Here is a 24,072-nt window from a genome sequence, read left to right as displayed (position 1 = left end):
AATCAACGTTTTTTTGTAACCTATTTTCGAAAGCCGAAGCGCTCCCAGTACATCGGGCCCGGTGTTTTGAGCCTTCGGAACCCCGGGCCCGCAGCCTGCAGCCACTCTTCCGCCGGACCGGTCAGCGACCAGTAGGCCGCCCCGATATTCTCCCGCAATTTCAACCCGGCCCAGCCCTCCGGCGCCAGTCGGGCGGGCACCTCGGGATAGCGCAGGACATAGCGCCGCCAGCGATGGACCAGCACCGTGCGCGCGGCCAGCGCGTCAAGGCCCGTATCCGGCGCGAATGTGACATCAAGGTACCGCAAAAGCGCCGTCAGCGTGTCCGTTTCCGCCTGATGTTCGGGGGAGACCGCCCTGATCTCATCAGGCAGCGATTCGATCCGTCCCGCAACGGAAAAGCCGCGATCCCGCGGCGCGAAATCCACCGGCCAGAGCCCGACACCGGGCGCCACCGGCAGCCCGCGCGGATCGTCGGACACCGCCATCAGCCAATGAACCGGCTCCTCCGTCCGGGCCGCGGCGTAGACAAGCCGGGAGGCCGGAACAAAGGCATCGCGCCCCTTGGCGGTGAAGCCGTAAAACGTGTTCCGGCCTTCCTTGCTCCGTTCCGCCCAGCCGTCTTTCACCAGACGCGACAACGCGGTTTTCTGCGCCGGCTGACCAACACCCAGTCGATCCAGCAGCACGCCCAGCCGTGTGGTCGAAATCGTTTCCTGCCGGGTCTCGACGGTGTCGCCCAGAATGGTCACGATCAGCGACCAGACACGCAGACGGCCCTGATCGTGCAGGTATTCGTCAAGAAGAGGTCGCAGCAAATCGGTCATCCCGCGGGTTTAGCGGGAATAGCTCACCATCGTCAAAAGCTCATATGCGGCGGTCTGCTCGTCGTCTTGATTGTATAGCGTCGCATGCCAGCGGACCTCCCCATAAGTGTCGGTGCGCCGGGTCTTGCGCCTGGCGGTCAGCCGGACCCAAAGGCTGTCCCCGGGGCTGACAGGTTTCTGAAAGCTGAGGCTGTTGAGCCCCGTGTTGGCCAGAACCGGGCCCGGGTCAGGCTGGACGAACAGCCCGGCCGCAAAGCTCAGCAGCAGATAGCCATGGGCCACGCGGCCTGGGAAGAACGGGTTCGCGGCGGCGGCTGCCTCGTCCATATGGGCGTAGAACGTATCCCCGGTGAAGGCCGCGAAATGCTCGATATCCTCAAGGCTGACCTGCCGCTGCGCCGTGTTGATCGTATGGCCGACCTCGATCTCGTCGAAGGTCAGCTGGAAGGGATGCGCGGGTGCCTTTTTCTCGCCGCTGCCCGGTACCCATTGGCCGGTCACGGAGGTCAGCATGTCGGGGGAGCCCTGAACGGCGACACGTTGCATGTAATGCAGAACGCCGCGGATCCCGCCCAGCTCTTCGCCGCCGCCCGCGCGACCGGGGCCGCCATGGATCATGTGCGGCAGGGGGGAGCCATGGCCAGTCGCCTCCCCCATGCTGTCGCGATCGTTGATATAGATCCGGCCATGCCAGGCACCGGATCGAAGCACGACCTCCCGGGCGACCTGCGGATCATGTGTGATCACAGAGGCCACAAGCGATCCGCCGCCGCGATTTGCAAGGTCGCAGGCATGATCGAGATCGCGATAGGGCATCACAGTGGAGACCGGGCCGAAAGCTTCGATCTCATGCACATTCCGTGCTGAATCAGGGTCTGAACAGCGGTACAGGGTCGGTGGCAGGAATGCCCCTGCCCCCGCATCGGCCCCGTCCACCTGCATCAGATCCGGGTCGCCGCAGATCCGCTCGGCCTCTTCGGCGATACGGCGCAGATTTGTGATCACATCCTGCTTCTGGCTGGCACCGGCCAGCGCACCCATCCGCGTGGATTCAAGGGCGGGGTCGCCGATTCGGGTGCCCGACAGCCGCGCCGACAGCGCATCGGCCACCGCGTCAAACTGCGCCTGCGGCACGATGATCCGCCGGATCGCGGTGCATTTCTGACCCGCCTTCGTGGTTATCTCGCGCGCGGCCTCCTTGATGAAGAGATCGAATTCGGGCGCGTCCGGTGTGACATCGGGACCCAGAACGGAGCAGTTGAGACTGTCCTGTTCGGCAATGAACCGTGTACCCCGTTTCAGCAGATGGGGGTTCGACCGCAGCATCAGCGCGGTATCCGCAGACCCCGTGAAACTGACCACGTCCTGCGGGCCCAGACGGTCCAGCAGATCGCCCGTCCCGCCAATGATCAATTGCAGTGCCCCGTCGGGCAGAAAGCCGGAACTCAGCATGACCCGCACGCAGGCTTCGGTCAGATAACTGGTCGCCGTCGCGGGTTTCACGATGCAGGGCACACCTGCCAGAAGCGCGGGCGCGAGTTTTTCCAGCATGCCCCAGATCGGGAAGTTGAAGGCGTTGATATGCACCGCGACACCGCGCAGCGGGACCGCCACGTGCTGGCCAAGGAAGGTTCCGTTTCGGGAAAGCTGCTCGGTCTCGCCCTCGATATAGACGTGACCCTCCGGCATCTCACGGCGGCCCTTGGAGGCGTAGACGAACATCGTACCGATGCCGCCATCGATATCGATCCAGCCGTCCGCGCGGGTGGCCCCGGTCAGCGGGTTGAGGGCGTAAAGCTCCTCCTTGCGGCTGTCGATATGCTGGGCCAGAGCCTTCAGCATGCGGGCCCGCGCATGGAAATCCATCGCGCGAAGGGCCGGCCCGCCAACCTCCACGGCATACCGGATCATCGCATCCGTATCCAGAGCGGCGCCTCCGCGCGCGATCATCTCGCCGGTGACGGCGCTGAACATCTGTCGCGCGTTGCCGTCAGGGGCGACCCATTTACCGGCCGCGAAGCTTTGAAGCTCGATCATCATCTGTCCTCCCTTGTCGAACAGTCTTGACCGATTGGTCGGGTTTGCGTCAAGCTGCTTGCGAACGGGAGGACGGCGATGACACCGGAAGAACGCGCGCGGCGAAGCGCCGAAGCGATGTGGGCGGGCGATGCCGCATCGAAATGGGTCGGCATAAATCTGGTCGAGGTCGCGCCCGGCTATGCGCGGATGACCTGCACTGTACGTGGAGAGCATCTGAACGGCCACCGGATCTGTCATGGCGGCGTGATTTTCAGCCTGGCCGACAGCGCCTTTGCCTTTGCCTGCAACAGCCACAACCAGATCGCCGTCGCGCAGCACAACACCATAAGCTACCTGAGCCCCGGCCAGCCCGGAGAGACCCTGACCGCCGAGGCGCGGGAGATCTCCCGTCAGGGGCGGAACGGCATCACGGATGTGGTCGTGACCGGTGGAGACGGGCGACAGGTGGCGCTGTTTCGCGGTGCGTCGCGCACGATCAGCGGCACCCATTTCAAGGAGGAGGCCTGATGTTGGACCTGACGCCGAAGCGGGAGGATCTGGATCCGATCGAGATCGCCAGCCGGGATGAGATTGCGGCGCTGCAACTCAAGCGGATGAAATGGTCGCTGGCCCATGCCTATGCCAATGTGCCCTTCTACAGGACAAGTTTCGACAAGGCGGGCATACATCCCGACGATCTGAAATCCCTGTCGGATCTGGCGAAGTTTCCCTTCACCGTGAAACAGGATCTGCGGGACAATTACCCGTTCGGGATGTTCGCCGTGCCGCGGGAGCAGGTGGCGCGGGTCCATGCATCTTCGGGAACCACCGGGCAGCCCACCGTTGTCGGCTACACCGCGCGGGACATCGACACATGGGCCAGTTGCGTCGCCCGCTCGATGCGGGCGAGCGGCACCCGACCGGGCGATGTGGTCCATATCTCCTATGGTTACGGGCTTTTCACCGGCGGGCTTGGCGCCCATTACGGGGCGGAGAAACTGGGCTGTACGGTTGTTCCCGTCTCGGGCGGAATGACACCGCGGCAGGTCAAGCTGATCGAGGATTTTGGCGCCTCCACCATCATGGTCACGCCCTCCTATGCGCTGTCCATTCTCGACGCCTATCGAGAGCAGGGGCTGGACCCGCGCAAAAGCCCGCTGAAGGTAGGAATATTCGGAGCCGAACCCTGGACCAATGCAATGCGCGAGGAGATCGAACAGGCCTTCGATATGCATGCGGTGGATATCTACGGTCTGTCCGAGGTGATGGGCCCCGGCGTCGCCAATGAATGCGTCGAGACCAAGGATGGGCTGCATATCTGGGAGGATCACTTCTACCCCGAGGTGATCAATCCGGAAACTGGGGTGCCGGTCGCAGATGGTGAGCAGGGCGAACTCGTCTTCACCTCGCTGACCAAGGAGGCGTTTCCGATCATCCGGTACCGCACCCGCGATCTGACCCGGCTTCTGCCCGGCACCGCGCGAACCATGCGCCGGATGGAGAAGATCACCGGTCGCTCCGACGACATGATCATCCTGCGCGGCGTCAATATCTTTCCCACCCAGATCGAGGAGCAGTTGATGGAGGTGGCCGGGCTTGCGCCGCATTTCCAGATTGAGCTGAGCCGCGAGGGCCGGATGGACGAAATGCGCGTCCATGTGGAAGCGGCGGAGGGACCGATGGGCTCGGAAGCGCTCGAAAAGGCCGCGGAGACCCTGAAACGGCGGATCAAGGAGCGTGTCGGCGTGACGGTTGCGATCACCGCCCATGGGTCCGGCGGCGTGGCGCGCAGCCAGGGCAAGGCCGTGCGCATCATCGACAACCGGCCGAAGGCCTAGCGCGATGCCGCGCGGACTGGCCCGGGATCACGCGGAAAAGCGCGCCGCCCTGCGCAAGGGCGCGGCGAAACATTTTGCCGAACACGGGTATGACCGGGCCTCCATGGCGTCGGTGGCAAGTGCCTGCGGTGTGTCCAAGGCGCTGATCTACCACTACTACGACAGCAAGGAGGCGCTGCTTTTCGACATTCTGGAAGGCCATCTGGGCGCGCTGGTGAATGCCGTCGACACGGTGCCCGACACCGGCGCGCCCGAGGCCCAGTTGCGCGCTCTGATCCACGCTATTCTGACCAATTACCGGGACGCGGACGCAGAACACAAACTCCAGATCGACGCATTGGATACCCTGCCCACCGACATGAAAGCACCGCTGATCGAGCTGCAACGGCGCCTTGTCACCCGGATGAGTGACGTCATCGCCGCGATCGGCGTTTCCGGGGAGCTGCGCGCCGTCACCATGACCGTGTTCGGGATGCTCAACTGGTTTTACATGTGGCATCGGCCGGGCAAGGGGATCAGCCGCGAGGCCTATGGCGATCTGGTGACCGACATGGTTCTGGGTGGCGTGCGCAACCTCTGACACTGGCCAGAGATAAGGCACGGCTCCGCCCGCTCGGGTTGCAGGAAACACATTCGGGGCGTGCCGCCCCACACGGATATGCGCGGCGATCGGGAAAACCCCGCGCCAGAATTCCGCGCCTTTTATGATCTTGGGGATTTGGTTTTTCCTCCGGCGGCGGTATTTGAACCCACAAGAAGACCCAAACGACGGGGCGGAATGGCGAAACGGGCAAAATCCAGACCGGGAAAATCCGGCTCCGGGCGGAGATCGAAAGGCAATGCCGCCTCCCCGCTTCGGCGGCGTTTGCAGGGCGTGGTGAGATGGATTTCGCGGGCGATGCTTCTGGCGGTCGGTCTGGCGGTGGCGTGGATTGCGATCTACGCCGTCGTGCCGGTTCCCCGAACGCCCTACATGATCTCCGAAAGCTGGCGGCTTGGCGGTGTCGCGCGCGACTGGGTGCCGATGGAGGAGATCTCGCCGAACCTGCAACGCGCCGTCGTCGCGGCGGAGGACGCGAATTTCTGCCTCCACTGGGGGTTCGACATGGCGGCGATCCGCGATGCGATTGCCGATGGCGGGGCGCGCGGTGCCTCCACCATCAGCCAGCAGACGGTGAAAAACACGTTTCTGTGGCAAAGCCGCAGCTGGGTGCGAAAGGCATTGGAGGCGGCGATCACCCCCGTGGTCGAACTGATCTGGCCCAAGCGGCGGGTGCTGGAAGTCTATCTCAACATTGCGGAGTTTGATGAGGGTGTGTTTGGTGCCGAAGCCGCCGCCCGGCATTACTTCGGGGTCGCGGCCGCGGACCTGACCCAGACGCAGGCCGCGCGGCTTGCCGCCATCCTGCCCAGCCCGCAGACAAGATCCGCGTCGGAGCCCAGCGATGCAACGCGCCGGCGGGCCGGGCAGATCCTTGACGGTGCGGCGACGATCCGCGCCGATGGCCGCGATATGTGCTTTGCGAATTGAATTTACGGCTCCGGCAGGGCAAACAAGACCGATAACAAGAATGACGAGCCGAGCATGACGCGCCTCTACCATTTCGCCCTCTCCCCGTTTTGTCGCAAGGTCCGGCTGGTGCTGGCCGAAAAGAAAATCGATGTGGAACTGGTCGAGGAACGATACTGGGAACCCTCCACGGAGTTCCTGCGCCGCAATCCTGCTGGGAAGGTTCCGGTCCTGAAGATCGACGGGCTGATGCTCAGCGACAGTCAGGCGATCTGCGAATATGTCGAGGAAACCGTGCCCGAGCCCGCACTGATGCCGAAAGACGCCAAATCGCGGGCCGAGGTGCGCCGGCTCTGCGGATGGTTCGACGACAAGTTCCACTCCGAAGTCACGGCAAACCTGGTTTACGAACGGGTGAACAAGAAGATCATGCGAGGCGGGTATCCCGACGGCAAGGCGGTGAAGACCGGCGCGCAGCAGATCAAGTTTCACCTCGATTACATGGCCTGGCTGCTGGATCATCGCCGCTGGCTCGCCGGAGACCGGATGACACTTGCGGATTTCACGGCGGCCGCGCATCTGAGCTGTCTCGATTACATCAGCGACGTCGACTGGAACCGGTCCGAGATCGTCAAGGACTGGTACGCCAAGATCAAATCGCGGCCTGCATTCCGGTCGATCCTGGCCGATCAGGTTCCGGGGTTCATCCAGCCGCCGCATTACGCCAATCTGGACTTTTGACCGCGCTGCGGCATGCGCTGGAAGCCGAGGCCCGGCAGGCAGGTTTCGCCAAGCTGGGGATCTGCCGGCCCGACGCGATCCCCGAGGCCGCCGGCCGTCTGGCCAGATATGTCGCCGAAGGACGGCATGGCCAGATGAGCTGGCTGGAGGAACGGATGGGCTGGCGCGGCGACCCCACGGCGCTGTGGCCCGAAGCACGTTCGGTGATCATGCTGGCGGAGATGTATACCCCTGAGCATGATCCGCTTGACGCATTGAACCGTTGCGACCGGGCGACCATCAGTGTCTACGCGCAGAACCGGGACTATCACGATCTGGTCAAGAAGCGGCTGAAGCGGGTGGGTCGATGGCTTCTGGAACGTTGTCCGGGCGAGTCGATCAAGGTCTTCGTGGACACAGCCCCGGTAATGGAAAAGCCTCTTGCTGAGGCTGCGGGCCTCGGCTGGCAGGGCAAGCATACCAACCTGCTGAGCCGCGATCTTGGCAATTGGTTCTTTCTGGGCGCGATTTTCACGACAGCCGAATTTGCCCCCGATCCGCCCGAAGGGGAGCATTGCGGCAGCTGCACCGCATGTCTGGATATCTGCCCGACCGATGCATTTCCGGCGCCGTTCCAGCTCGATGCGCGGCGCTGCATCTCGTACCTGACCATCGAACACAAAGGCCCGGTCGATCCCGAGCTGCGTGGCAAAATGGGCAACCGCATCTATGGCTGCGACGATTGTCTGGCGGTCTGCCCGTGGAACAAGTTCGCACGCGAAGCGACGGAGCTGCGTTACGCCGCGCGGGCCGAATTGCGCGCGCCCGGGCTGGAAGATCTGGCCGGGCTGGATGATGCAGGATTTCGCGCGCTTTTTTCGGGATCTCCGATCAAGCGGATCGGACGGGACAGATTCGTGCGGAATGTTCTTTACGCGATCGGGAACAGCGGCGAAAAACGGCTCAAACCCGCCGCGCAGAGCCTTATCAATGACACCGACGAGGCCGTGGCGGATGCGGCCAGATGGGCAGTGGAGCGTTTGCGATGATCTTGTTGAGCTTTGGGCATGGCTATTCGGCGCAGGCGCTGACACGATTGTTGCCCGGGGGGACCGAGGTAATCGGCACCACGCGGAGTGTCGAAAAGGCCCGAGCCCTGAGCGCGAACGGGATTACCGCGCGGGTGTTCCCGGGCGACGACCTGCGGGATGACCTGCGCCGGGCCACCCATATTCTCAGCTCCGTCGGGCCGGGGCCCGAAGGCGACCCGGTTCTGGCCGAACTGCATGATGAGATCGCAGCCGTCGCGGGCGGAAAACGCTGGATCGGGTATCTCTCGACCACTGGCGTTTACGGCGATCATCAGGGGGGATGGGTGGATGAGACGACGCCCCTGACCCCCATGACCGAACGGGGCCGGGCGCGTGTCGCGGCGGAGGCCGCATGGCAGGCATTGGCCGAACAGGCCGGTGCGCCGCTGCATATCTTCCGCCTTGCGGGGATCTACGGACCCGGCCGCGGACCGTTTGCCAAGGTCCGGCGCGGCACCGCACGGCGGATCATCAAGCCGGGGCAGGTGTTTTCCAGGATCCATGTGGACGATATCGCACAGGTTTTGCTTGCCTCGATGACCCGGCCCGATCCCGGCGCGATCTACAATGTCTGCGACGATGACCCGGCCCCTCCCGAAGATGTGATCGCCTTTGCCGCCGGGCTTCTTGGCCTGCCCGTGCCGCCCGATGTGCCGATCGAGGAAGCCGAATTATCGCCCATGGCCCGCAGTTTTTATGCCGAAAGCAAGCGGGTATCGAACGCGCGGATCAAGGCGGAGCTGGGCGTGCAGCTGACCTATCCCGATTATCGGACCGGACTGGCGGCACTGCTGGCCGCCGAGAGCCGCGATTAGAGATACCGCCCGGGCCGGTTTTGCTGTATGGCGAAGACCAATAATCGAGTAAAAAATCGAGGCGACGGGCATGCGGTTTCTGAGTTGGGTGATGGTGGGTGTGCTGGTGCTGGGCACCAGCGCCTGTTCGCGCTTCATCGAGTATAACGGGCCGGAAGTGACCCGGATCGAGGTGCATAAAAGCACGCGGCAGATGTATCTGTTCCACAACGAAACCATTCTGGAGAGTTATGACTTCGAGCTTGGTTTCGCCCCGGTCGGCGACAAGCAGATCGAGGGTGACGGGCGCACGCCGGAAGGCCGCTACACCATCGACCGTCGCAATCCCAACAGCGAGTTCTACCTGTCCATCGGTATCAGCTACCCCAATGAGCAGGACCGCGAAGAGGCCGCTGCGCTGGGCTTTTCACCTGGCGGCGACATCTTCATTCATGGCACGCCCAGAGCGTTTCGGCGGGCGGATGACTGGACATGGGGCTGCATCGCCGTGACCAATGCCGAGATGCGGCAGATCTACGCGATGGTGAATGATGGCACCATCATCGATATCTTCCCCTAACCCGTCGGCGCATTGGCAGGGCCCGAGGTCCCGCCATCTCCGGTGACCATGGTCCACCAGATCTTGCCGTTCGGTTCCTGAAAGAACGCAAAGCCCAGATCTCTCGCGCCCGGGTCTGTGATGACGTCGCGCGTGTCAGGCTGCTGCATCCAGGCGGCCACGGTTTCAAGCTCGGACTCGTAGGTTTCGGAGATGTTTTCGCCCAGAACCGTGCCCGGATAACCCACACGCCTTGCCCGGTCGATCGGCGAAGATCCGTCCGAGCCGAAATGCCAGGGCCGGTTCTGCACCGACATGTCGCGGGAATGAGTGGCCGCCGCGGCGTTCAACTCCGCATTCAGGCGCAAGGCCGGTGCGCCCGCCGCCGCGCGAAGCGAATTCACACTGTCAAGGACACGAAACTGGATTCGCGCCGTGTCGTCGGGATTGATTCGATAAATCGTCGGCAGAGGGCGACCGTCCGGCCCGAGGCGCGGCGCTGTGTTCGACACGCATGCCGAAAGGGCCAGTGCGCCTGAGGAAAGCAGCAGAGTCCGTCTCTTCATTGCGGAAATACCTGTTTCAAAACCCCGTTTCTTCCCCTGACCCTTACAGGCGCGACTGCGGTCAATCAAACACAACCGGCAGAATATCGCGCGCTCACGGTATTGTTTGATTTGCCGTGACTGTCTGCCGGTCATAGTTTCGGTGACCGTATCGGGCGTGACGCCCGAAGGAGACCCGCCATGAGCAAACACCCCCTGTCCCGCCGCATGTTTCTCGGCAGCGCCGCCGCCGGGCTGGCCGCGCCCGCCCTGGCCCAGAGCGGGACCGAAACCGTGGAGTTCGAGGGCGATATCTCGCAAACGGTTCGCCACAATATCTCAAGTTTCCGGACGCTGGATTGGCGACCCTATTTCAGCGATACGCGGAACGGGGCGATTCTGGTCGATGTCACCTCTCGCGCGCTGCATTACTGGAGCGAGGACCAGAGAACCTACCGGCTTTACCCCACATCCGTTCCGATGACCGAAGACCTGACCCGGCGCGGGCGCACCGAAGTGGTGCGGCTGGTCGAAGGCCCCGACTGGCGCCCGACCCCAGCTATGCAGCAGCGCAATCCGGAATGGCCCGACTACGTTCCGCCCGGGCCTGACAATCCGCTCGGCACCCATGCGCTTTACCTGAGCTGGACCTATTACCGGATCCACGGAACCCACGATACGCGCAAAATCGGGCGCCGGTCTTCGAACGGATGCATAGGGCTTTACAACGAACACATTGCCGAGTTGTTCGCGATGACGCGGCGCGGCACACAAGTGTTGCTTATTTGACGACAAATCCGGTTTGATGCCGTTTCCGGCATTTCCGCGGCATTGCAATCGCCTGTCATTGCTGCTTAAACCGGGGCACGAGGTACAGTCTTGGGTGCCCTAAAGTTGCGCAATTCCGCGCCGAAGGGGCGTATCTTGGAGGATACAATGAAAAAACTCGCTCTCGCCGCCGCTATTTCGGTTGCTGCCACCTCCGCTTTCGCAGGCGGCATGGCAGAACCGGTTCTGGAACCCGTTGTTATCGTTGAGGACACTTCGACCTCCGCCGGTGGCATCCTTGTTCCGATCCTGGCACTGATCCTGATCGCTGCTGCAGTTGCGGCCGATTGATCGAACGCCTTACGGCATTCAGTAAAAAGGCGGTCCGCTCGGGCCGCCTTTTTCTTTTGGTAGTCTCAATCCAGTAAGCCTAAAGCGACTGACCGGTTTCCGCCGCGATCTGAGCGCGGGACTTTCGAGCCCGTTCGGTAGCCGACTTCAACTGACCGCAGGCCGCCATGATATCTTCGCCCCGGGGGGTGCGGATCGGGCTGGCATAGCCCGCCTTGTAGACGATGTCGGCGAATCTCTCGATTCGCTCCCAGTCGGACCTTTCATAGGGCGCGCCGGGCCATTCATTGAACGGAATGAGGTTGATCTTGGCCGGGATCCCCCTGATCAGATCGACCAGCCGGCGCGCATCTTGGTCGCTGTCATTCACGCCCTTCAGCATCACGTATTCAAAGGTGATCCGTTCGCTGTTCGATGCTTTGGGATAGGCCCGCAACGCCTCCAGTAGCTCGGCAATCGGCCATTTCTTGTTGATCGGAACCAGCCTGTCGCGCACCTCGTCAGTCGTCGCGTGAAAGCTCACGGCCAGCATGCAGCCGATCTCCTCGGCTGTGCGCGCGATTTCCGGCACGACGCCGGAGGTCGAGAGCGTGATGCGGCGACGGCTGAGCGAAATTCCTTCCGGGTCCATCGTGATCTTCATCGCGTCGCGGACGGCATCGAAATTGTAAAGCGGCTCGCCCATCCCCATCAGCACGACATTCGACAGCAGACGTGGCCGCGCATCAGAGCCCTCACCGGGTTCCGGCCATTCGCCCAGATCATCCCGTGCCAGCATGACCTGCCCCACGATCTCGCCCGCCGTCAGGTTCCGGACCAGCTTCTGCGTGCCCGTATGGCAGAAGGAACAGGTCAGCGTGCAGCCTACCTGGGAAGAAATGCACAAGGTCCCGCGATCCTCTTCCGGGATATAGACAACCTCGACCTCATGGCCGCCCGCGATCCGGACGAGGTATTTGCGCGTACCGTCGGCCGAAACCTGACGGGAGACGACCTCGGGCAGGGCGATCACGAATGTCTCGGCCAGTTCAGCCCGGTAGGCCTTGCTGAGATTCGTCATCGCGTCAAACTCGCGGATGCCCTTCTGATAGATCCACTGCCAGATCTGGCCGACGCGCATCCGCGCCTGTTTTTCGGGCGTACCGTGGGCAATCAGGGTCGCGCGCATCTGGTCCCGCGTCAGACCCACGAGATTTATGGGTCCGTCGGGCAGTTTACGCGGAATGGTCAGAACGTCCTGCGTGACGGGAGCGCTGGCGGTCATCGGCTCAATCCTTTGGGGTCAGGCGGGTCACATATAGCCCCGCGCGCAGCAACGCAAACCCCTACAGGCCCCGGACGGCCTAGCTGCCGCAGCGCGCCTCGGCATCTTCGACCGCGGCCGTGAAGCCCAGAAGAGAGAACGTATCCTGCGTTTGTGTCCCGCGGGCGGACCGCGCCGTCAGAACCGCCTCGGCCCCGCGCTTCATCGCGGTCACGATGCGCTGATCATCCTGTTCCGATGCGGCCCAGGCCATTTCACCATCGGTGAACAGCTCGAACGTGGACGATCCGATCGCCATCGTGACGGTGGAGCCCGGTGCAAACGGATAGCCGCCGGTAAAAGAAACCTCGCCGCGCTTTTCTTCGGCGGGCCAATAGCTCACGAACATGAGGATCTCGCCGCGCCGCACGGCGACCACGCGGCCATCGCGCGTGTTGACGGTTTCGCGCGGGGTCGAAACGACCCAGCATTGTGTGGGATCGTCTTCGACGAAAACGCTCCAGTCCGTTTCGGCATTCACGCGGTTCGACGATTGATCCTGCGCCCATATCCCGTTCGCCGACAGGGACAGCGCCGTTGCGGCAAGCGCACCCAACACCCAGTGTTTCATCTTCCCTACTGCCTCCAGCCTTACTCTGCCTCTGGCCCGATCCGGCGGTTTTTTTATCTCTGGTAAGCGGAACGGACATTTCACTTTCTGCTGCCGCAGACTAACCTGATTTTCAAGGCTTGGGAAAGCCCCGGCGGCAGAAATTCGCCGGGATGTGAACGGGAACGGAACAATGACGAATACGGAGCCACTGGTCGAGGTCTGGCGCGGCCCTTTCTGTGAAAGCCTGCACCACGGGCATGCGGTGATCTGGGACGCGGGCGGCGATATCGTCGCCGCCTGGGGCGACCCGGAAGCCGTGATCCTGCCACGGTCGTCCTGCAAGATGGTGCAGGCTCTGCCGCTTGTCGAAAGCGGTGCGGCAGAGGCCTTCGGCCTGACCGATGCGCAACTGGCCCTGGCCTGCGCATCTCATCAGGGAGCGCATGTTCACACGGACATGGTGGAGGCATGGCTTGCCGATCTGGGCTTGTCCCAAGAGGCGCTTCGCTGCGGGCCGCAGATGCCGAATGACCGGGATGCCCGCAACGAACTGATCCGTGGATACAGGGAGCCAGGGCAGAGTCACAACAATTGCTCCGGAAAGCATTCCGGCTTTCTGACCCTTGGCAGGCATCTCGGGGCAGGGCCGGAATACGTGGACACTGATCACCCGGTTCAGCTCGCCGTGAAAGCCGCATTCGAAGAGGTCACCGGAGAGGACAGCCCCGGCCATGGCATAGACGGGTGTTCAGCCCCGAATTTCGCCTGCACGATGACGGGGCTCGCGCGGGCGATGGCTGGCTTTGCCGCTGCCACGGGCGACGGCGACCCACGCGACCAGGCACAATTCCGGCTGACACGCGCCATGGCGGCCTATCCACATCTGGTGGCGGGGGAAGGTCGGGCCTGTACCATTCTGATGCGCGCGATGAACGGGCGCGCGTCGATCAAGACCGGGGCCGAAGCGGTGTTCGTCGGGATCCTGCCCGAGCAGAAACTCGGGATCGCCGTCAAGATCGAAGACGGCACGACACGCGGGGCCGAGGCCGTGATCACTCAGCTATTGATCGGCGCGGGCGTTCTTGCGGCGGATCATCCAGCCGCGATCCGGTATCGCCACGGCCCGATCCTCAATCGCCGCGGGATCGAGACGGGCGCCTATCGGATCAGCGACAGTCTGGCCGACTGGCGCCTTTAATCCGTCCTCTCGGGCGCATCCGGGCCCAGATCAAGGTCGGCGGGCGCAAGCGCCACGATCCGGTCCAGAATTGCGTCCTTCTTGAGGGGCTTGGTCAGATAGTGATCGATCCCCGCCTCGAAAATGCGTTTCTCGTCTCCGTCCATGGCGTGGGCCGTCATCGCCACGATCGGCACGCGCGGCAGGTCATGGCGCGCTTCGAACGCGCGAATTTCCCTTGCGGCCTCCAGCCCGTCCATCTCGGGCATGGAAATGTCGGTGAAGACCAGATCGGGCGGATGCGCGACATAGGCGTCCAGCGCCTCGCGCCCGTTACTGACCATGCACAGATCGAGCGTGAGGGATTTGATCATTTTGCGGAAGACCAACTGGTTGGTCTTGTTGTCTTCGGCGGCCAGCAGGCGCAGAACGCGCGGCTGCGGAGGCGGTGCCGCATGCGGGTCCGCGGGGGCGGGCGATGCCGGGGCAGTGGCAGTCTCCGTGCCCGACCGGGCGGAGGGGGGCTCCGTCTCCTGCCCCAGGGCTGTGGCCATCACCGCATCGCGCAATAACGCCCGCGATGCGGCCAGCGGAATCGCCGGATACTGCAAGGCTTCTGCGATGTTCGGCCCGGCCAGGGCGATAGGCCCCGCATGGCCCCCCTGACGCAGATCCTGGATCGCCGCTCCGATCTGCTCTTCCGTTCGGTCCGTGAGCAGGATGAGCAGTGCCAGATCCGCTGGCGGCCTGTCCGGCCCGCGCAGGACAGAAACCTGCGCATCCAGGCGGCCCAGACGCTCCGCCAAACCGGTGGCGTCGGTGCCGTCATCTTCCCAGATCGCCAATGCCCGGGATGCGGCGGGCAAGGGAGGCACGGGCCTGTCATCCTCATCCTCGGGCACCGGCAGACACAACCGGAACCCGAAGGCGGAGCCGACATCGGGTTCGCTTTCCAGCCACATCTCCCCCGCCATCATGCGGATCAGACGGCGCGTGATCGACAGGCCAAGCCCGGTGCCTTCGAATTTCCGGTTTGCCTGATCCTCGACCTGGTTGAACTGCCCGAAGACATGGGCCTGCATCTCGGCGGGGATGCCGATGCCCGTATCTTCCACCACCATCCGAAAGGTGACCTGGCCGTCATTCCGGCCTTCGCCCACGACGCGGACAAGAACATAGCCCTCAGGGGTGAACTTCACTGCGTTGCCGATCAGATTGGTCAGGATCTGGCGGATGCGCCCCCGATCCGCCACCACCCTTTCGGGCATGAACATGTCGTAATCGACCCGGAGCGTCAGGTCGCGGCCCTGAATGCCCGGGCGCAGCAATCGAAAGATTTCATGGATCATTTCCTGCATATCGAAAGGCTCGGGATGCAGTGTGATCTTGTCGGCCTCGATCTTCGAGTAATCCAGAACGTCATTTATGATGACCAGCAATGCCTCGCCCGAGCTCTTGATCGTGTCGATGTAGAGGCGCTGTTCCTCGGTCAGCTCGGTGTCACGCAGCAGATCGGCCATGCCGACCACGCCGTTCATCGGGGTGCGGATCTCATGGCTCATATTGGCAAGGAAGGCGGATTTGGCGCGATTGGCGGCCTCCGCCTGATCGCGGGCCTTGCGCAGTTCCTGCTCCCGGCGGACCGTTTCGGTGATGTCGATCGCCAGCGACACCACATCGCCTTCGCCGGTGCGTTCGTCATGCAGGCGAATATAGGCGCCGTTCCAGAGCTTCAGTGTCTTTTCGGGAATTGTCTCGCTTTCCCATCTGGCGATCATGTCGTCGATCCAGTCTTCGGGTCCGACCCCTTCCAGATCGACGATGCCTTCTTCCACGGCGATGCGAAGCACCGCCTCGTAGCTGGCCCCCGGGCCGATATCGGCGATATTGTCGAACACGGCGATGAAAGCGGGGTTGGCGGCGATCATCCGCCAATCGCTGTCGAAAATGGCGAACCCGTCATCGATCGCCTCCAGCGAGTCCCACAACCGGCGCTCGGCCATCACCGCTTTTTCGGTGGCCACCTCAAGCTGGGCCTTCACCTGCGTGGTCTGCCCGATCAGCTCGGCATTTTCCTCCCGCTGTTCAATGACCTGATAACTCAGCGCATTTGTATGTTCCGCAAGCTTCTTGTTCGCGGAATACAGCTCGTCGGATTTCTGAACCAGAAGCCGCTCGGCGGCCAGACGCAAGCGGCGCTCCTGCGCCAAACGGTCATCGATACCGGCGCTGCCCATGATTTCCCTATGTCCCAGCACATCACTTGATCGCGATGTTCCCCGAACCGTCTGAACATTGGTTTAACGCGGCACGGGAAATCGTGGACAGAGCCCTGAAAAGCGTGGCACTATCAGCCCATTATTTCATCATTTTCAGGAGACTGCCATGCGCCCGATTTTTGCGCTGCTGACCTGGCTGCTCGTTGCTCTGCCCGTATTTGCCGAGGATGCGATTCCGGATCGGTTCATCGCCATAACACGCGATGTGGATTTTCCCGGCGCCGATTTGCGGCCCCTTTTCGACACGACCTTCGAAGCCTGTTCCGCCGCCTGTCTGGCGGATCCCGATTGCCGGGCCTTCACGTTCAACCAGCGCTCCGACGCCTGTTTCCCGAAATCCGGTGTTCTTGCCCGGAACCCTTACGATGGGGCCATCTCCGCAGAGGCCTACGCCACCGATCCCGGCGTTCTGGAGCGGCTGGACGGCCGCGTGGCGGCCCTGTCATTTCTGCGCCCCGGCGATCTGTCCAGCGCACGCCGCCAGGCGGAGGGATTGGCCGGCGAGCACCCCGCCGGCACCTGGAGTGTACAGCAACTGGCCGATGCCGCCCGCGATGCCGCGTCCCGCGGCGACCTGCCGGGGGCGATCCGCCTGACCGGGGCGGCAATCACCCGCAGCGATGCGCCCGCGCTCTGGGCAGAATATGCCCGCCATCTTCTGGCACTCAGCGATATCAACGGGCAGCCACGGTACCAGTTGCAGACCCGCGCTTTCGCCGCCGCGACCAATGCGGCGCTGCGCGCGCCGGACGGGCCGGTTCTGGCCGATGCGCTCGACATCCTCGCGCAGACGCTGGAACGGCAGGGTCGGGGGCGCGACACGATCCCGGCCCTGCGCCTGGCTTTGGCCCAGGCCCCGCGGGCTGACCTGTCGGGCGCGCTCGACAGGGCCATCAGGCTTTTCGGGTTCCGCGTGCTCGAAACCCAGGTCGACAACGAGGCGGCAATGCCGCGGATCTGCGTGATCTTCTCAGAAGATCTGGAGCCCGGTGGCGTCACCTACGGCGATTTCCTGCAATCCACGGTTTCAGGGCTGAGCGTGGATGCGGAGGATCGCCAGCTTTGTATCTCGGGTGTCACCCATGGCCAGAGATACGAGTTCACATTGCGCGCAGGCCTGCCGGCGGCATCGGGTGAAATGCTGCAGGCACCGGTCACGATCCGGCAGTATGTGCAGGATCGAAGCCCCTCTGTCCGCTTTCCCGGTCGCGCCTATATCCTGCCGCGCAGCGAGGCCGCGGCGATCCCCGTCGTCGCCGTCAATACAGACGAGGTGGCGCTGCGCCTGTTCCGCGTGTCTGACCGAAATCTTGTCCGCAGCTTGCAGGAGACCTATTTCGGCCGGCCTCTGAACGAGTGGGAGATCAACCGCTTTACCACCGAACTGGCCGAAGAGGTCTGGACAGGAACCGGCGAGGTTGCGCAGGAGCTGAACCGCGATGTCACGACCCGTCTGCCGATGGGCGACGTGCTGACCGATCTGGGCCCGGGGATCTATGCGCTGGAGGCGCGCGCCGCCAATCAGGCCGCGCGGGATACAACAGCCGCCACCCAGTGGTTTCTGGTCAGCGATCTGGGGCTGTCCACCATGAGCGGCGCCGATGGTATCCATGTCGTCGTGCGCGGGCTGTCCGATGCGGCCGCCCGGTCGGGCCTGACCGTCAGCCTGATCTCGGAATCCAATCGCGTGCTGGGCGAGGCCGTGACCGACGCGGAGGGCTACGCGCTGTTCGATGCGGGGCTGGCCCTTGGCCGCGCCGGGGCTGCGCCCGCCATGGTGGCCGTGACAGACACGGATGATTATGCCTTTCTGTCCCTGCGCGACGCGGAATTCGATCTTTCCGATCGCGGGGTGGAGGGGCGAGAGGCGGCCGGTGCGATCGATCTGTTTCTGACCACCGATCGCGGCGCCTATCGCGCGGGCGAGGTCATTCACGCCACGGCGCTGGCGCGCGACGGCCGGGCCGAGGCGATCACCGGCCTGCCGCTGACCGCGATCCTGACCCGCGCGGATGGTGTGGAGTACACCCGGACCCTGCTGCGCGAAAGCGGGGCGGGGGGCTTCGTGTTCGCGCTGCCGCTTGGCACCAACATTCCCCGCGGCACGTGGCGGCTGGCCGTCCATGCGGACCCCGAAGCGCCACCGCTTGCCAGCCGGGCCCTGCTGGTCGAGGATTTTCTGCCCGAGCGCATCGACGTGACGCTTAGCCTGCCCGAGGGGCCGATCCGCCCCGGTCAGAGACCGCGGCTCGACCTTGAGGCGGACTATCTGTTCGGCGCCCCCGCCGGCAATCTCCCGGTTGAAGGAACGCTGGTACTGCGCCCACGGGATACGCTTGAGAACTGGCCCGGATATCGCTTCGGGCGTCACGACCAGCCCCCCCAGCCCGCCTTCGGAAGCGTCCCCGGCGACGTTGTCACCGCCAGAGACGGGCGTGCCACGCTGACCCTGGATCTGCCGGAAACCTCCGGTCCGCCGCATCCGCGGGACCTGACGGTCACGGTCCGCGTTTCGGAAGGATCGGGCCGCCCGGTCGAGCGCCAGATCACACGCGCGGTAGAGCCGCAGGGCGCGCTCATCGGCATCAGGCCGCTTTTCGACGGCACACTGGCCGAAGGTGCGGAGGCACAGTTCGATCTGGTTGCGGTGAATGCCGATGGCTCAGTGCCCGTGGAATGGACCCTAAACCGTGTCGAGCGCCGCTATCAGTGGTACTCCCAGAACGGCGCGTGGAACTGGGAGCAGGTCACGACCCGCACCCGGATCGCCAGCGGCCAGGAGACACTTGGCCCCGATCCGGTGCGCATCGGTCAGGCCGTCGAATGGGGTGCGTTCGAACTGCGGGTGGAAACCGCATCCGGCGCCTATGGCATCACTTCTGTCGGGTTCGAAGCCGGCTGGTATGCGCCCGCCGATACCGGTGGCACACCGGACGTGCTGGACCTGTCGCTGGATGCGGAGACCTACAGCCCCGGAGATACCGCACAACTTCGCATCATCCCCCGGCAGGGAGGCACGGCCCTGATCCGGGTGATGTCGAACCGGTTGATCGACATGCAGATTGTCGAACTGGGCGACGAACCCGTGGAAGTTGCCTTGCCGGTCACCGATGACTGGGGCAGCGGCGCCTATGTCTCGGCAACCCTGCTGCGGCCCGTGGTCGATATCGACGCCCAGACACCGGCCCGGGCGCTCGGTCTGGCGCATGCCGCGATCGATCCGGGCGACCGGGCGCTGGATGTGACATTGGAGGCGCCGGCGGAGACGATGCCGCGTGGGCCGCTGGAGGTCGCGCTCCGCATCGGCAACGCCGCGCCGGGCGACACGGTTTACGCCTCGATCGCCGCCGTCGATCTGGGCATCTTGAACCTGACCGGATTCGAGAGCCCGGACCCTCAAGGCCATTATTTCGGCCAGCGCAGGCTGGGCATGGCGCTTCGCGATGTCTATGGCCGTCTGATCGACAGCCGCAGCGGGGCCGAAGGGCGCGTGCGCTCGGGCGGCGACGAAAGCGCAGGGATGCGGATGCAGGCACCGCCGCCCACCGAGGCGCTGGTGGCGTTTCACTCCGGCCCGCTCACCGTGGGGCAGGACGGGCTGGCCCGCGCCAGCTTCGACATACCGTCCTTCAACGGCACGGTGCGCGTGATGGCGGTAGCGTGGTCCCGGACCGGTGTCGGTCAGGGCGAGGCGGATGTTCTGATCCGCGATCCGGTGGTGGTTACCGCCAGCCTGCCGCGTTTCCTGTCACCGGGCGACACGGCGCGACTGCTGCTGGAGATAACCCATGCCACCGGCCCGACCGGAGAGATGCGGCTTGGCCTGACCTCCACCCAGGGCGTCGATGTCGGGCTGATGCCCTTCAGCGTCAATCTCGGCGCGGGAGAGACCAGCCGCCTTTCGGTTCCGATCACGGCCGGCGACAGACCCGGTGTGCAGGAAATCTCTGTCTCGCTGAACCTGCCGGACGGGACCGTTGTTGCCAAACCGCTGGTCCTGCCGGTGCAGATAAACGACCCCGAGATCGCCGAAACGAGCGTCGTCACGTTGAACCCCGGCGACACTTTCACATTGGATAGCGCCGCCTTCACCGGGTTCCTTCCCGGATCGGGCCGGGCCACGCTTTCCGCCGGACCACTGTCGCGGTTCGATGCACCGGGGCTGCTGCAGATGCTTGACCGCTACCCCTATGGCTGCACCGAACAGGTCGCGAGTCAGGCGATGCCGCTTCTCTACCTGTCCTCGGTCGCCCAGACCATGGATTTGACCACGGCGGAGGATCTGGATCGCCGGATCAACGCGGCAATCAGCGATGTGCTGGTCAATCAGGCCAGCAATGGAGGCTTTGGCCTTTGGGGCGCCTATTCCGGCGATCTGTGGCTAGACGCCTATGTGACCGATTTCCTGTCCCGCGCGCGCGGGCAGGGGTATCAGGTGTCTGATCTGGCCTTCGGCCGCGCCCTCGACAATCTGCGCAACGAAATCTCCTTCTATCCCGATTTCGAGAATGGCGGCGAAGATCTGGCCTATGCACTGATGGTGCTGGCCCGCGAAGGCACGGCATCCATGGGCGACCTGCGTTACTATGCCGATGTAAAGGCGACGGCGTTCGGCAGCCCCCTTGCACTTGGCCAGTTGGGGGCGGCGCTGGCGATGTATGGCGATCAGCCGCGGGCCGATGCGATGTTCCGCGCCGGATATGCCATGCTGCAGGACCGGCTGGACGCCCCCGAAGCCACGGTCTGGCGCAGCGATTACGGCACCGACCGGCGGGATGCGGCCGGGCTGTTGACGCTGGCGGTGCAGGCCGGGTCCGATGCGGTCCCTATCTCCGATCTGGCGCTGGCGCTGACCCCGCCGGGCCGGCAGGTATCGACACAGGAAGCGGTGTGGAGCCTTCTGGCCGCCCATGCGCTTATCGATGCGGATTCCGTGACGGGCCTTGAACTTGACGGTCAACCGGTATCCGGCCCGCTGGTGGAGGTGCTGCGCGCCGGCGACACAACCGACCGCCGGATCACCAATACGGGCACCACGCCCGAGGCCCTGACCCTGACCCGGTTCGGTGTGCCCGCCGGCGCGACCGAGGCCTTCGGCAACGGCTACCGCATCAGCCGGAGCTACGTGACGCTGGAAGGACAGCCCGCCGATCCGGCGCAGGTTCCGGTCGGCACGCGGCTGGTGGCGCTGCTGACGGTGACGCCGTTCGACGGGCGCGAAGCGCGTCTGATGATCAATGACCCGCTTCCGGCCGGGTTCGAGATCGATAACCCGAATCTTCTGCGCGGTGGCGATATCCGCGCACTCGACGGGTTCGAACTGGACGACGTGGCGACCCATACGGAGTTCCGGCAGGACCGCTTCATGGCCGCCGTCGACTGGCGCACCGATCGCAGCTTCCGTCTGGGATATATCGTTCGCGCGGTCACACCGGGCGAATTTCATCACCCCGCCGCGAGTGTCGAGGATATGTACCGCCCGCAATACCGCGCGCAGACGGTATCGGGCCGGTTGGTAGTGACCGAATAGATGCGGCTTTGGCGGAGCCCGCTGATCGCGCTGGCCCTGACGCTTGTCCTTGTCGGTACCGGGGTGGCGCGGCTGAACGCCTGGATCGACGCGACGGAGCTTCCGCCGCTGGTTCCGGTCACGGGCGTCGAGGTCGTCGACAGGAACGGAGATCTTCTGCGCGCCTATACTGTCGAGGATGGGCGGTGGCGTCTGCCCGTCCGCCTGGCCGAGGTGGATCCAGGCTTCATCGACATGCTGATCACCTACGAGGATCGGCGGTTCTGGACCCATTCGGGCGTGGATCCGCGCGCCTTTGCGCGGGCGGCATGGCAGGCACTGCGGTATGGCCGGATCGTCTCGGGCGGCTCCACGCTCACGATGCAGGTCGCGCGGCTGCTGGAAGACAGCGGCACGGGCGCCTGGCGTGGGAAACTGCGGCAGATACGCCTTGCGCTGGCATTGGAGCGGGTGCTGAGCAAGGAGGAGATCCTGACGCTCTATCTCCATCTGGCGCCCTATGGCGGCAATGTGGAGGGTCTCCGCGCCGCCAGCCTGACATGGTTCGGAACCGAGCCGCGGCGGCTGACGGCCGCACAATCCGCCTTGCTTGTCGCGCTGCCGCAGGCACCCGCCAGCCGCCGGCCCGACCGGTTCCCGGAGGCCGCGCGCCTGGCGCGTGACCGGGTGCTCGACCGGGCAATCCGCTTCGGCGGTATCGCTGAAACCGAAATCGCCTGGGCCCGCCGCGCGCCCATTCCGGATGAACGGCACGGCTTTCCGGCGCTGGCGCCCCATCTGGCCGATCGGGTTCTGGCGGACCGGCCGACCGCCGCGCGCCACGCGCTGACGCTCGATCGCGGCGTTCAGGCCCAGATGGAGCTTCTGGCTGCACGGGCCGTCGAGGGGCGCGACCGCAGGCTGACTGCCGCGATCATGGTGCTGGACCATCGGACCGGCGAGATGCGCGCCACGGTCGGGGCCGCGGATTACACCGACGATGTGCGCCGAGGTTTTGTCGACATGACCCGCGCGCTGCGCTCGCCGGGATCCACCCTGAAACCTCTTGTCTACGGTCTGGGGTTCGAAGCGGGCCTCATCCATCCCGAAACCCTGGTCGATGATCGCCCGGTCCGTTTCGGAAGCTATGCGCCGCAAAACTTCGACAACGTTTTTCGCGGCGAGTTGAGCGTGCGTCACGCGCTGCAGGCCTCGCTCAACACCCCGGTGGTCAGCCTGCTGGACCAGATCGGCCCGGCCGAGATGCTGACCCGCATGCGCCGTATCGGGATGCGGGCCGAACTGCCCCAGGGGGAGCCGGGCCTTGCCATCGGACTTGGCGGGATCGGGACAAGCATGGAGGATCTGATGCGGCTCTATGCGATGATCGCCCGGGGTGGAGAAACGATGCCGCTGCGTATCCGTCCGAGCGATGACGCAGGCGCGCGCAACCGTATCCTATCAGCTACCGCCGCATGGTATCTGGGCGATATCCTGTCAGGCCTGGTGCCGCCGCCCAACGCGCCGCGCAACGGGTTGGCCTACAAGACCGGGACCAGCTATGGCCACCGCGATGCATGGGCCTTCGGCTTTGACGGGCGCCACGTGGTCGGTGTCTGGCTGGGCCGGGCCGATGGCGCCTCCGTGCCCGGTGCCTTCGGAGCCGATCTGGCGGCGCCACTGCTGTTCGAGGCCTTCGCCCGGCTTGGTCCCGATCTGGCCCCGCTTGCGGCACCGCCATTGGGGGCCCTGACCGTCCCCCATATGCAATTGCCGCCGCCGCTCCGCCGGTTTCAGCCGGAAACCGCCGGGGCACGGGATGCGGAGGCTCCGGTGATCGCCTTTCCACCCGACGGCGCAATCCTTGCGGCCACACCCGATCTGCCGCTTCTGGCGCGGGTCGAGCGGGGCCACCCCCCTTTCACATGGCTTTGGAACGGGCGGCCTGTTGCGACCGGTGTCTTCGACCGGCAGGTCGATCTTGGCAGGGCCGCCCCCGGGTTTGCCGAACTGACGGTAATCGATGCCACGGGCAGGGCCGAACGCGGATTTATCGAAATCTCCCGCTGATACCACTCCCCAGCCGCCTGATTCGCGTCTGAGCGCCCTCGGGGTGGGCGCGGGGCTGTGCGATTGTCACGGCTCTGCGAGGGCAAGTCTCTGTTTTCGTGAGGGATGTTGCGGCGGCTCACGGGGCCGCGAGGGGGCGTGACGGGGTGGCGGATGGTG

Annotated in this window: 19 protein-coding genes; 13 read left to right on the top strand and 6 right to left on the bottom strand. The window is 64.4% G+C overall.

Translation table 11 applies throughout. From position 1 onward, the window contains the following. Nucleotides 1-20: 20 nt before the first annotated feature. Nucleotides 21-827 carry a PaaX family transcriptional regulator C-terminal domain-containing protein gene (locus D9R08_RS00095; RefSeq protein ID WP_121895987.1) on the bottom strand — a complete coding sequence of 269 codons (807 nt, stop codon included), beginning with the start codon at nt 825-827 and terminating at the stop codon, nt 21-23. Between the two features lie 9 nt (nt 828-836). Beyond that, entirely contained in the window at nt 837-2,864 is a 2,028-nt protein-coding gene (paaZ, locus tag D9R08_RS00090) for a phenylacetic acid degradation bifunctional protein PaaZ (protein ID WP_199709203.1), read from the bottom strand. Between the two features lie 78 nt (nt 2,865-2,942). Between paaZ and paaI the strand changes: the two genes are divergently transcribed. The 8 genes from paaI (at nt 2,943) to D9R08_RS00050 (ending at nt 9,379) form a co-directional block, all read left to right on the top strand. After that, nucleotides 2,943-3,374, top strand: a complete 432-nt coding sequence (paaI, locus tag D9R08_RS00085) for a hydroxyphenylacetyl-CoA thioesterase PaaI (RefSeq protein WP_121895985.1) — start codon at nt 2,943-2,945, stop codon at nt 3,372-3,374. After that, nucleotides 3,374-4,684 carry a phenylacetate--CoA ligase PaaK gene (gene paaK, locus D9R08_RS00080; protein WP_121895984.1) on the top strand — a complete coding sequence of 437 codons (1,311 nt, stop codon included), beginning with the start codon at nt 3,374-3,376 and terminating at the stop codon, nt 4,682-4,684. The genes paaI and paaK overlap by 1 nt, the downstream gene beginning before the upstream one ends. A 4-nt stretch (nt 4,685-4,688) precedes the next feature. Continuing rightward, nucleotides 4,689-5,264 carry a TetR/AcrR family transcriptional regulator gene (locus D9R08_RS00075; RefSeq protein WP_121895983.1) on the top strand — a complete coding sequence of 192 codons (576 nt, stop codon included), beginning with the start codon at nt 4,689-4,691 and terminating at the stop codon, nt 5,262-5,264. A 198-nt stretch (nt 5,265-5,462) separates the two neighbouring features. Continuing rightward, complete coding sequence (gene mtgA / locus D9R08_RS00070) at nt 5,463-6,215, top strand: monofunctional biosynthetic peptidoglycan transglycosylase (RefSeq protein WP_121895982.1); 753 nt, start codon at nt 5,463-5,465, stop codon at nt 6,213-6,215. 54 nt (nt 6,216-6,269) lie between these two features. After that, nucleotides 6,270-6,935, top strand: coding sequence for an FtsZ-binding protein FzlA (fzlA, locus tag D9R08_RS00065; protein WP_121895981.1), 666 nt, complete (start codon nt 6,270-6,272; stop codon nt 6,933-6,935). Then, nucleotides 6,932-7,963 (top strand): tRNA epoxyqueuosine(34) reductase QueG, encoded by a 1,032-nt coding sequence (queG, locus tag D9R08_RS00060; RefSeq protein ID WP_121895980.1) that lies wholly within the window; start codon nt 6,932-6,934, stop codon nt 7,961-7,963. Before fzlA ends, queG begins: the two co-directional genes overlap by 4 nt. Next, nucleotides 7,960-8,820 (top strand): SDR family oxidoreductase, encoded by an 861-nt coding sequence (locus D9R08_RS00055; protein ID WP_121895979.1) that lies wholly within the window; start codon nt 7,960-7,962, stop codon nt 8,818-8,820. The genes queG and D9R08_RS00055 overlap by 4 nt, the downstream gene beginning before the upstream one ends. A 70-nt stretch (nt 8,821-8,890) precedes the next feature. Next, entirely contained in the window at nt 8,891-9,379 is a 489-nt protein-coding gene (locus D9R08_RS00050) for a L,D-transpeptidase family protein (protein ID WP_121895978.1), read from the top strand. Here the strand turns inward: D9R08_RS00050 and dalA are convergent. Next, nucleotides 9,376-9,924: a divisome-associated lipoprotein DalA gene (gene dalA / locus D9R08_RS00045; RefSeq protein WP_121895977.1), complete on the bottom strand. Its 549-nt coding sequence runs from the start codon at nt 9,922-9,924 to the stop codon at nt 9,376-9,378. The genes D9R08_RS00050 and dalA overlap by 4 nt on opposite strands. A 180-nt stretch (nt 9,925-10,104) precedes the next feature. On the opposite strand from dalA, the gene D9R08_RS00040 reads away from it, so the two are divergent. Both D9R08_RS00040 and D9R08_RS00035 read left to right on the top strand, forming a co-directional pair. Next, entirely contained in the window at nt 10,105-10,692 is a 588-nt protein-coding gene (locus tag D9R08_RS00040; RefSeq protein ID WP_121895976.1) for a L,D-transpeptidase, read from the top strand. 147 nt (nt 10,693-10,839) lie between these two features. Continuing rightward, nucleotides 10,840-11,022, top strand: coding sequence for a hypothetical protein (locus D9R08_RS00035; protein ID WP_121895975.1), 183 nt, complete (start codon nt 10,840-10,842; stop codon nt 11,020-11,022). A 79-nt stretch (nt 11,023-11,101) separates the two neighbouring features. On the opposite strand, the gene rlmN is transcribed toward D9R08_RS00035, so the two are convergent. Together rlmN and D9R08_RS00025 are read right to left on the bottom strand one after the other, a co-directional pair. Then, the gene (gene rlmN / locus D9R08_RS00030; RefSeq protein ID WP_121895974.1) at nt 11,102-12,286 is read right to left on the bottom strand and encodes a 23S rRNA (adenine(2503)-C(2))-methyltransferase RlmN; all 1,185 of its coding nucleotides are present in this window, start codon (nt 12,284-12,286) and stop codon (nt 11,102-11,104) included. 79 nt (nt 12,287-12,365) lie between these two features. After that, nucleotides 12,366-12,896, bottom strand: coding sequence for an invasion associated locus B family protein (locus D9R08_RS00025; protein WP_121895973.1), 531 nt, complete (start codon nt 12,894-12,896; stop codon nt 12,366-12,368). Nucleotides 12,897-13,068: 172 nt separating this feature from the next. On the opposite strand from D9R08_RS00025, the gene D9R08_RS00020 reads away from it, so the two are divergent. Beyond that, nucleotides 13,069-14,076: an asparaginase gene (locus tag D9R08_RS00020; RefSeq protein ID WP_121895972.1), complete on the top strand. Its 1,008-nt coding sequence runs from the start codon at nt 13,069-13,071 to the stop codon at nt 14,074-14,076. Here D9R08_RS00020 and D9R08_RS00015 read toward each other — a convergent pair. After that, complete coding sequence (locus D9R08_RS00015) at nt 14,073-16,292, bottom strand: ATP-binding protein (RefSeq protein ID WP_121895971.1); 2,220 nt, start codon at nt 16,290-16,292, stop codon at nt 14,073-14,075. The two genes, D9R08_RS00020 and D9R08_RS00015, sit on opposite strands and share 4 nt — an antisense overlap. A 148-nt stretch (nt 16,293-16,440) precedes the next feature. On the opposite strand from D9R08_RS00015, the gene D9R08_RS00010 reads away from it, so the two are divergent. Beyond that, the gene (locus D9R08_RS00010; RefSeq protein WP_121895970.1) at nt 16,441-21,864 is read left to right on the top strand and encodes an alpha-2-macroglobulin family protein; all 5,424 of its coding nucleotides are present in this window, start codon (nt 16,441-16,443) and stop codon (nt 21,862-21,864) included. Further along, nucleotides 21,865-23,913 (top strand): penicillin-binding protein 1C, encoded by a 2,049-nt coding sequence (gene pbpC, locus D9R08_RS00005; protein WP_121895969.1) that lies wholly within the window; start codon nt 21,865-21,867, stop codon nt 23,911-23,913. Nucleotides 23,914-24,072: the final 159 nt, after the last annotated feature.

This window comes from Rhodophyticola porphyridii, assembly GCF_003688285.1.
GTDB lineage: Bacteria > Pseudomonadota > Alphaproteobacteria > Rhodobacterales > Rhodobacteraceae > Rhodophyticola > Rhodophyticola porphyridii.
The sequence above is the reverse complement of the archived record's forward strand: the minus strand, read 5'-3'. Positions and strand labels throughout refer to the sequence as shown.

Coding starts and splice junctions, on each gene's coding strand:
- paaK (WP_121895984.1), top strand. CDS start 3,374: ATGTTGGACCTGACGCCGAAGCGGGAGGATCTGGATCCGATCGAGATC.
- D9R08_RS00040 (WP_121895976.1), top strand. CDS start 10,105: ATGAGCAAACACCCCCTGTCCCGCCGCATGTTTCTCGGCAGCGCCGCC.
- pbpC (WP_121895969.1), top strand. CDS start 21,865: ATGCGGCTTTGGCGGAGCCCGCTGATCGCGCTGGCCCTGACGCTTGTC.
- D9R08_RS00035 (WP_121895975.1), top strand. CDS start 10,840: ATGAAAAAACTCGCTCTCGCCGCCGCTATTTCGGTTGCTGCCACCTCC.
- D9R08_RS00095 (WP_121895987.1), bottom strand. CDS start 827: ATGACCGATTTGCTGCGACCTCTTCTTGACGAATACCTGCACGATCAG.
- D9R08_RS00010 (WP_121895970.1), top strand. CDS start 16,441: ATGCGCCCGATTTTTGCGCTGCTGACCTGGCTGCTCGTTGCTCTGCCC.
- fzlA (WP_121895981.1), top strand. CDS start 6,270: ATGACGCGCCTCTACCATTTCGCCCTCTCCCCGTTTTGTCGCAAGGTC.
- paaZ (WP_199709203.1), bottom strand. CDS start 2,864: ATGATCGAGCTTCAAAGCTTCGCGGCCGGTAAATGGGTCGCCCCTGAC.
- D9R08_RS00050 (WP_121895978.1), top strand. CDS start 8,891: ATGCGGTTTCTGAGTTGGGTGATGGTGGGTGTGCTGGTGCTGGGCACC.
- D9R08_RS00055 (WP_121895979.1), top strand. CDS start 7,960: ATGATCTTGTTGAGCTTTGGGCATGGCTATTCGGCGCAGGCGCTGACA.
- dalA (WP_121895977.1), bottom strand. CDS start 9,924: ATGAAGAGACGGACTCTGCTGCTTTCCTCAGGCGCACTGGCCCTTTCG.
- D9R08_RS00075 (WP_121895983.1), top strand. CDS start 4,689: ATGCCGCGCGGACTGGCCCGGGATCACGCGGAAAAGCGCGCCGCCCTG.
- D9R08_RS00015 (WP_121895971.1), bottom strand. CDS start 16,292: ATGGGCAGCGCCGGTATCGATGACCGTTTGGCGCAGGAGCGCCGCTTG.
- paaI (WP_121895985.1), top strand. CDS start 2,943: ATGACACCGGAAGAACGCGCGCGGCGAAGCGCCGAAGCGATGTGGGCG.
- rlmN (WP_121895974.1), bottom strand. CDS start 12,286: ATGACCGCCAGCGCTCCCGTCACGCAGGACGTTCTGACCATTCCGCGT.
- D9R08_RS00025 (WP_121895973.1), bottom strand. CDS start 12,896: ATGAAACACTGGGTGTTGGGTGCGCTTGCCGCAACGGCGCTGTCCCTG.
- mtgA (WP_121895982.1), top strand. CDS start 5,463: ATGGCGAAACGGGCAAAATCCAGACCGGGAAAATCCGGCTCCGGGCGG.
- D9R08_RS00020 (WP_121895972.1), top strand. CDS start 13,069: ATGACGAATACGGAGCCACTGGTCGAGGTCTGGCGCGGCCCTTTCTGT.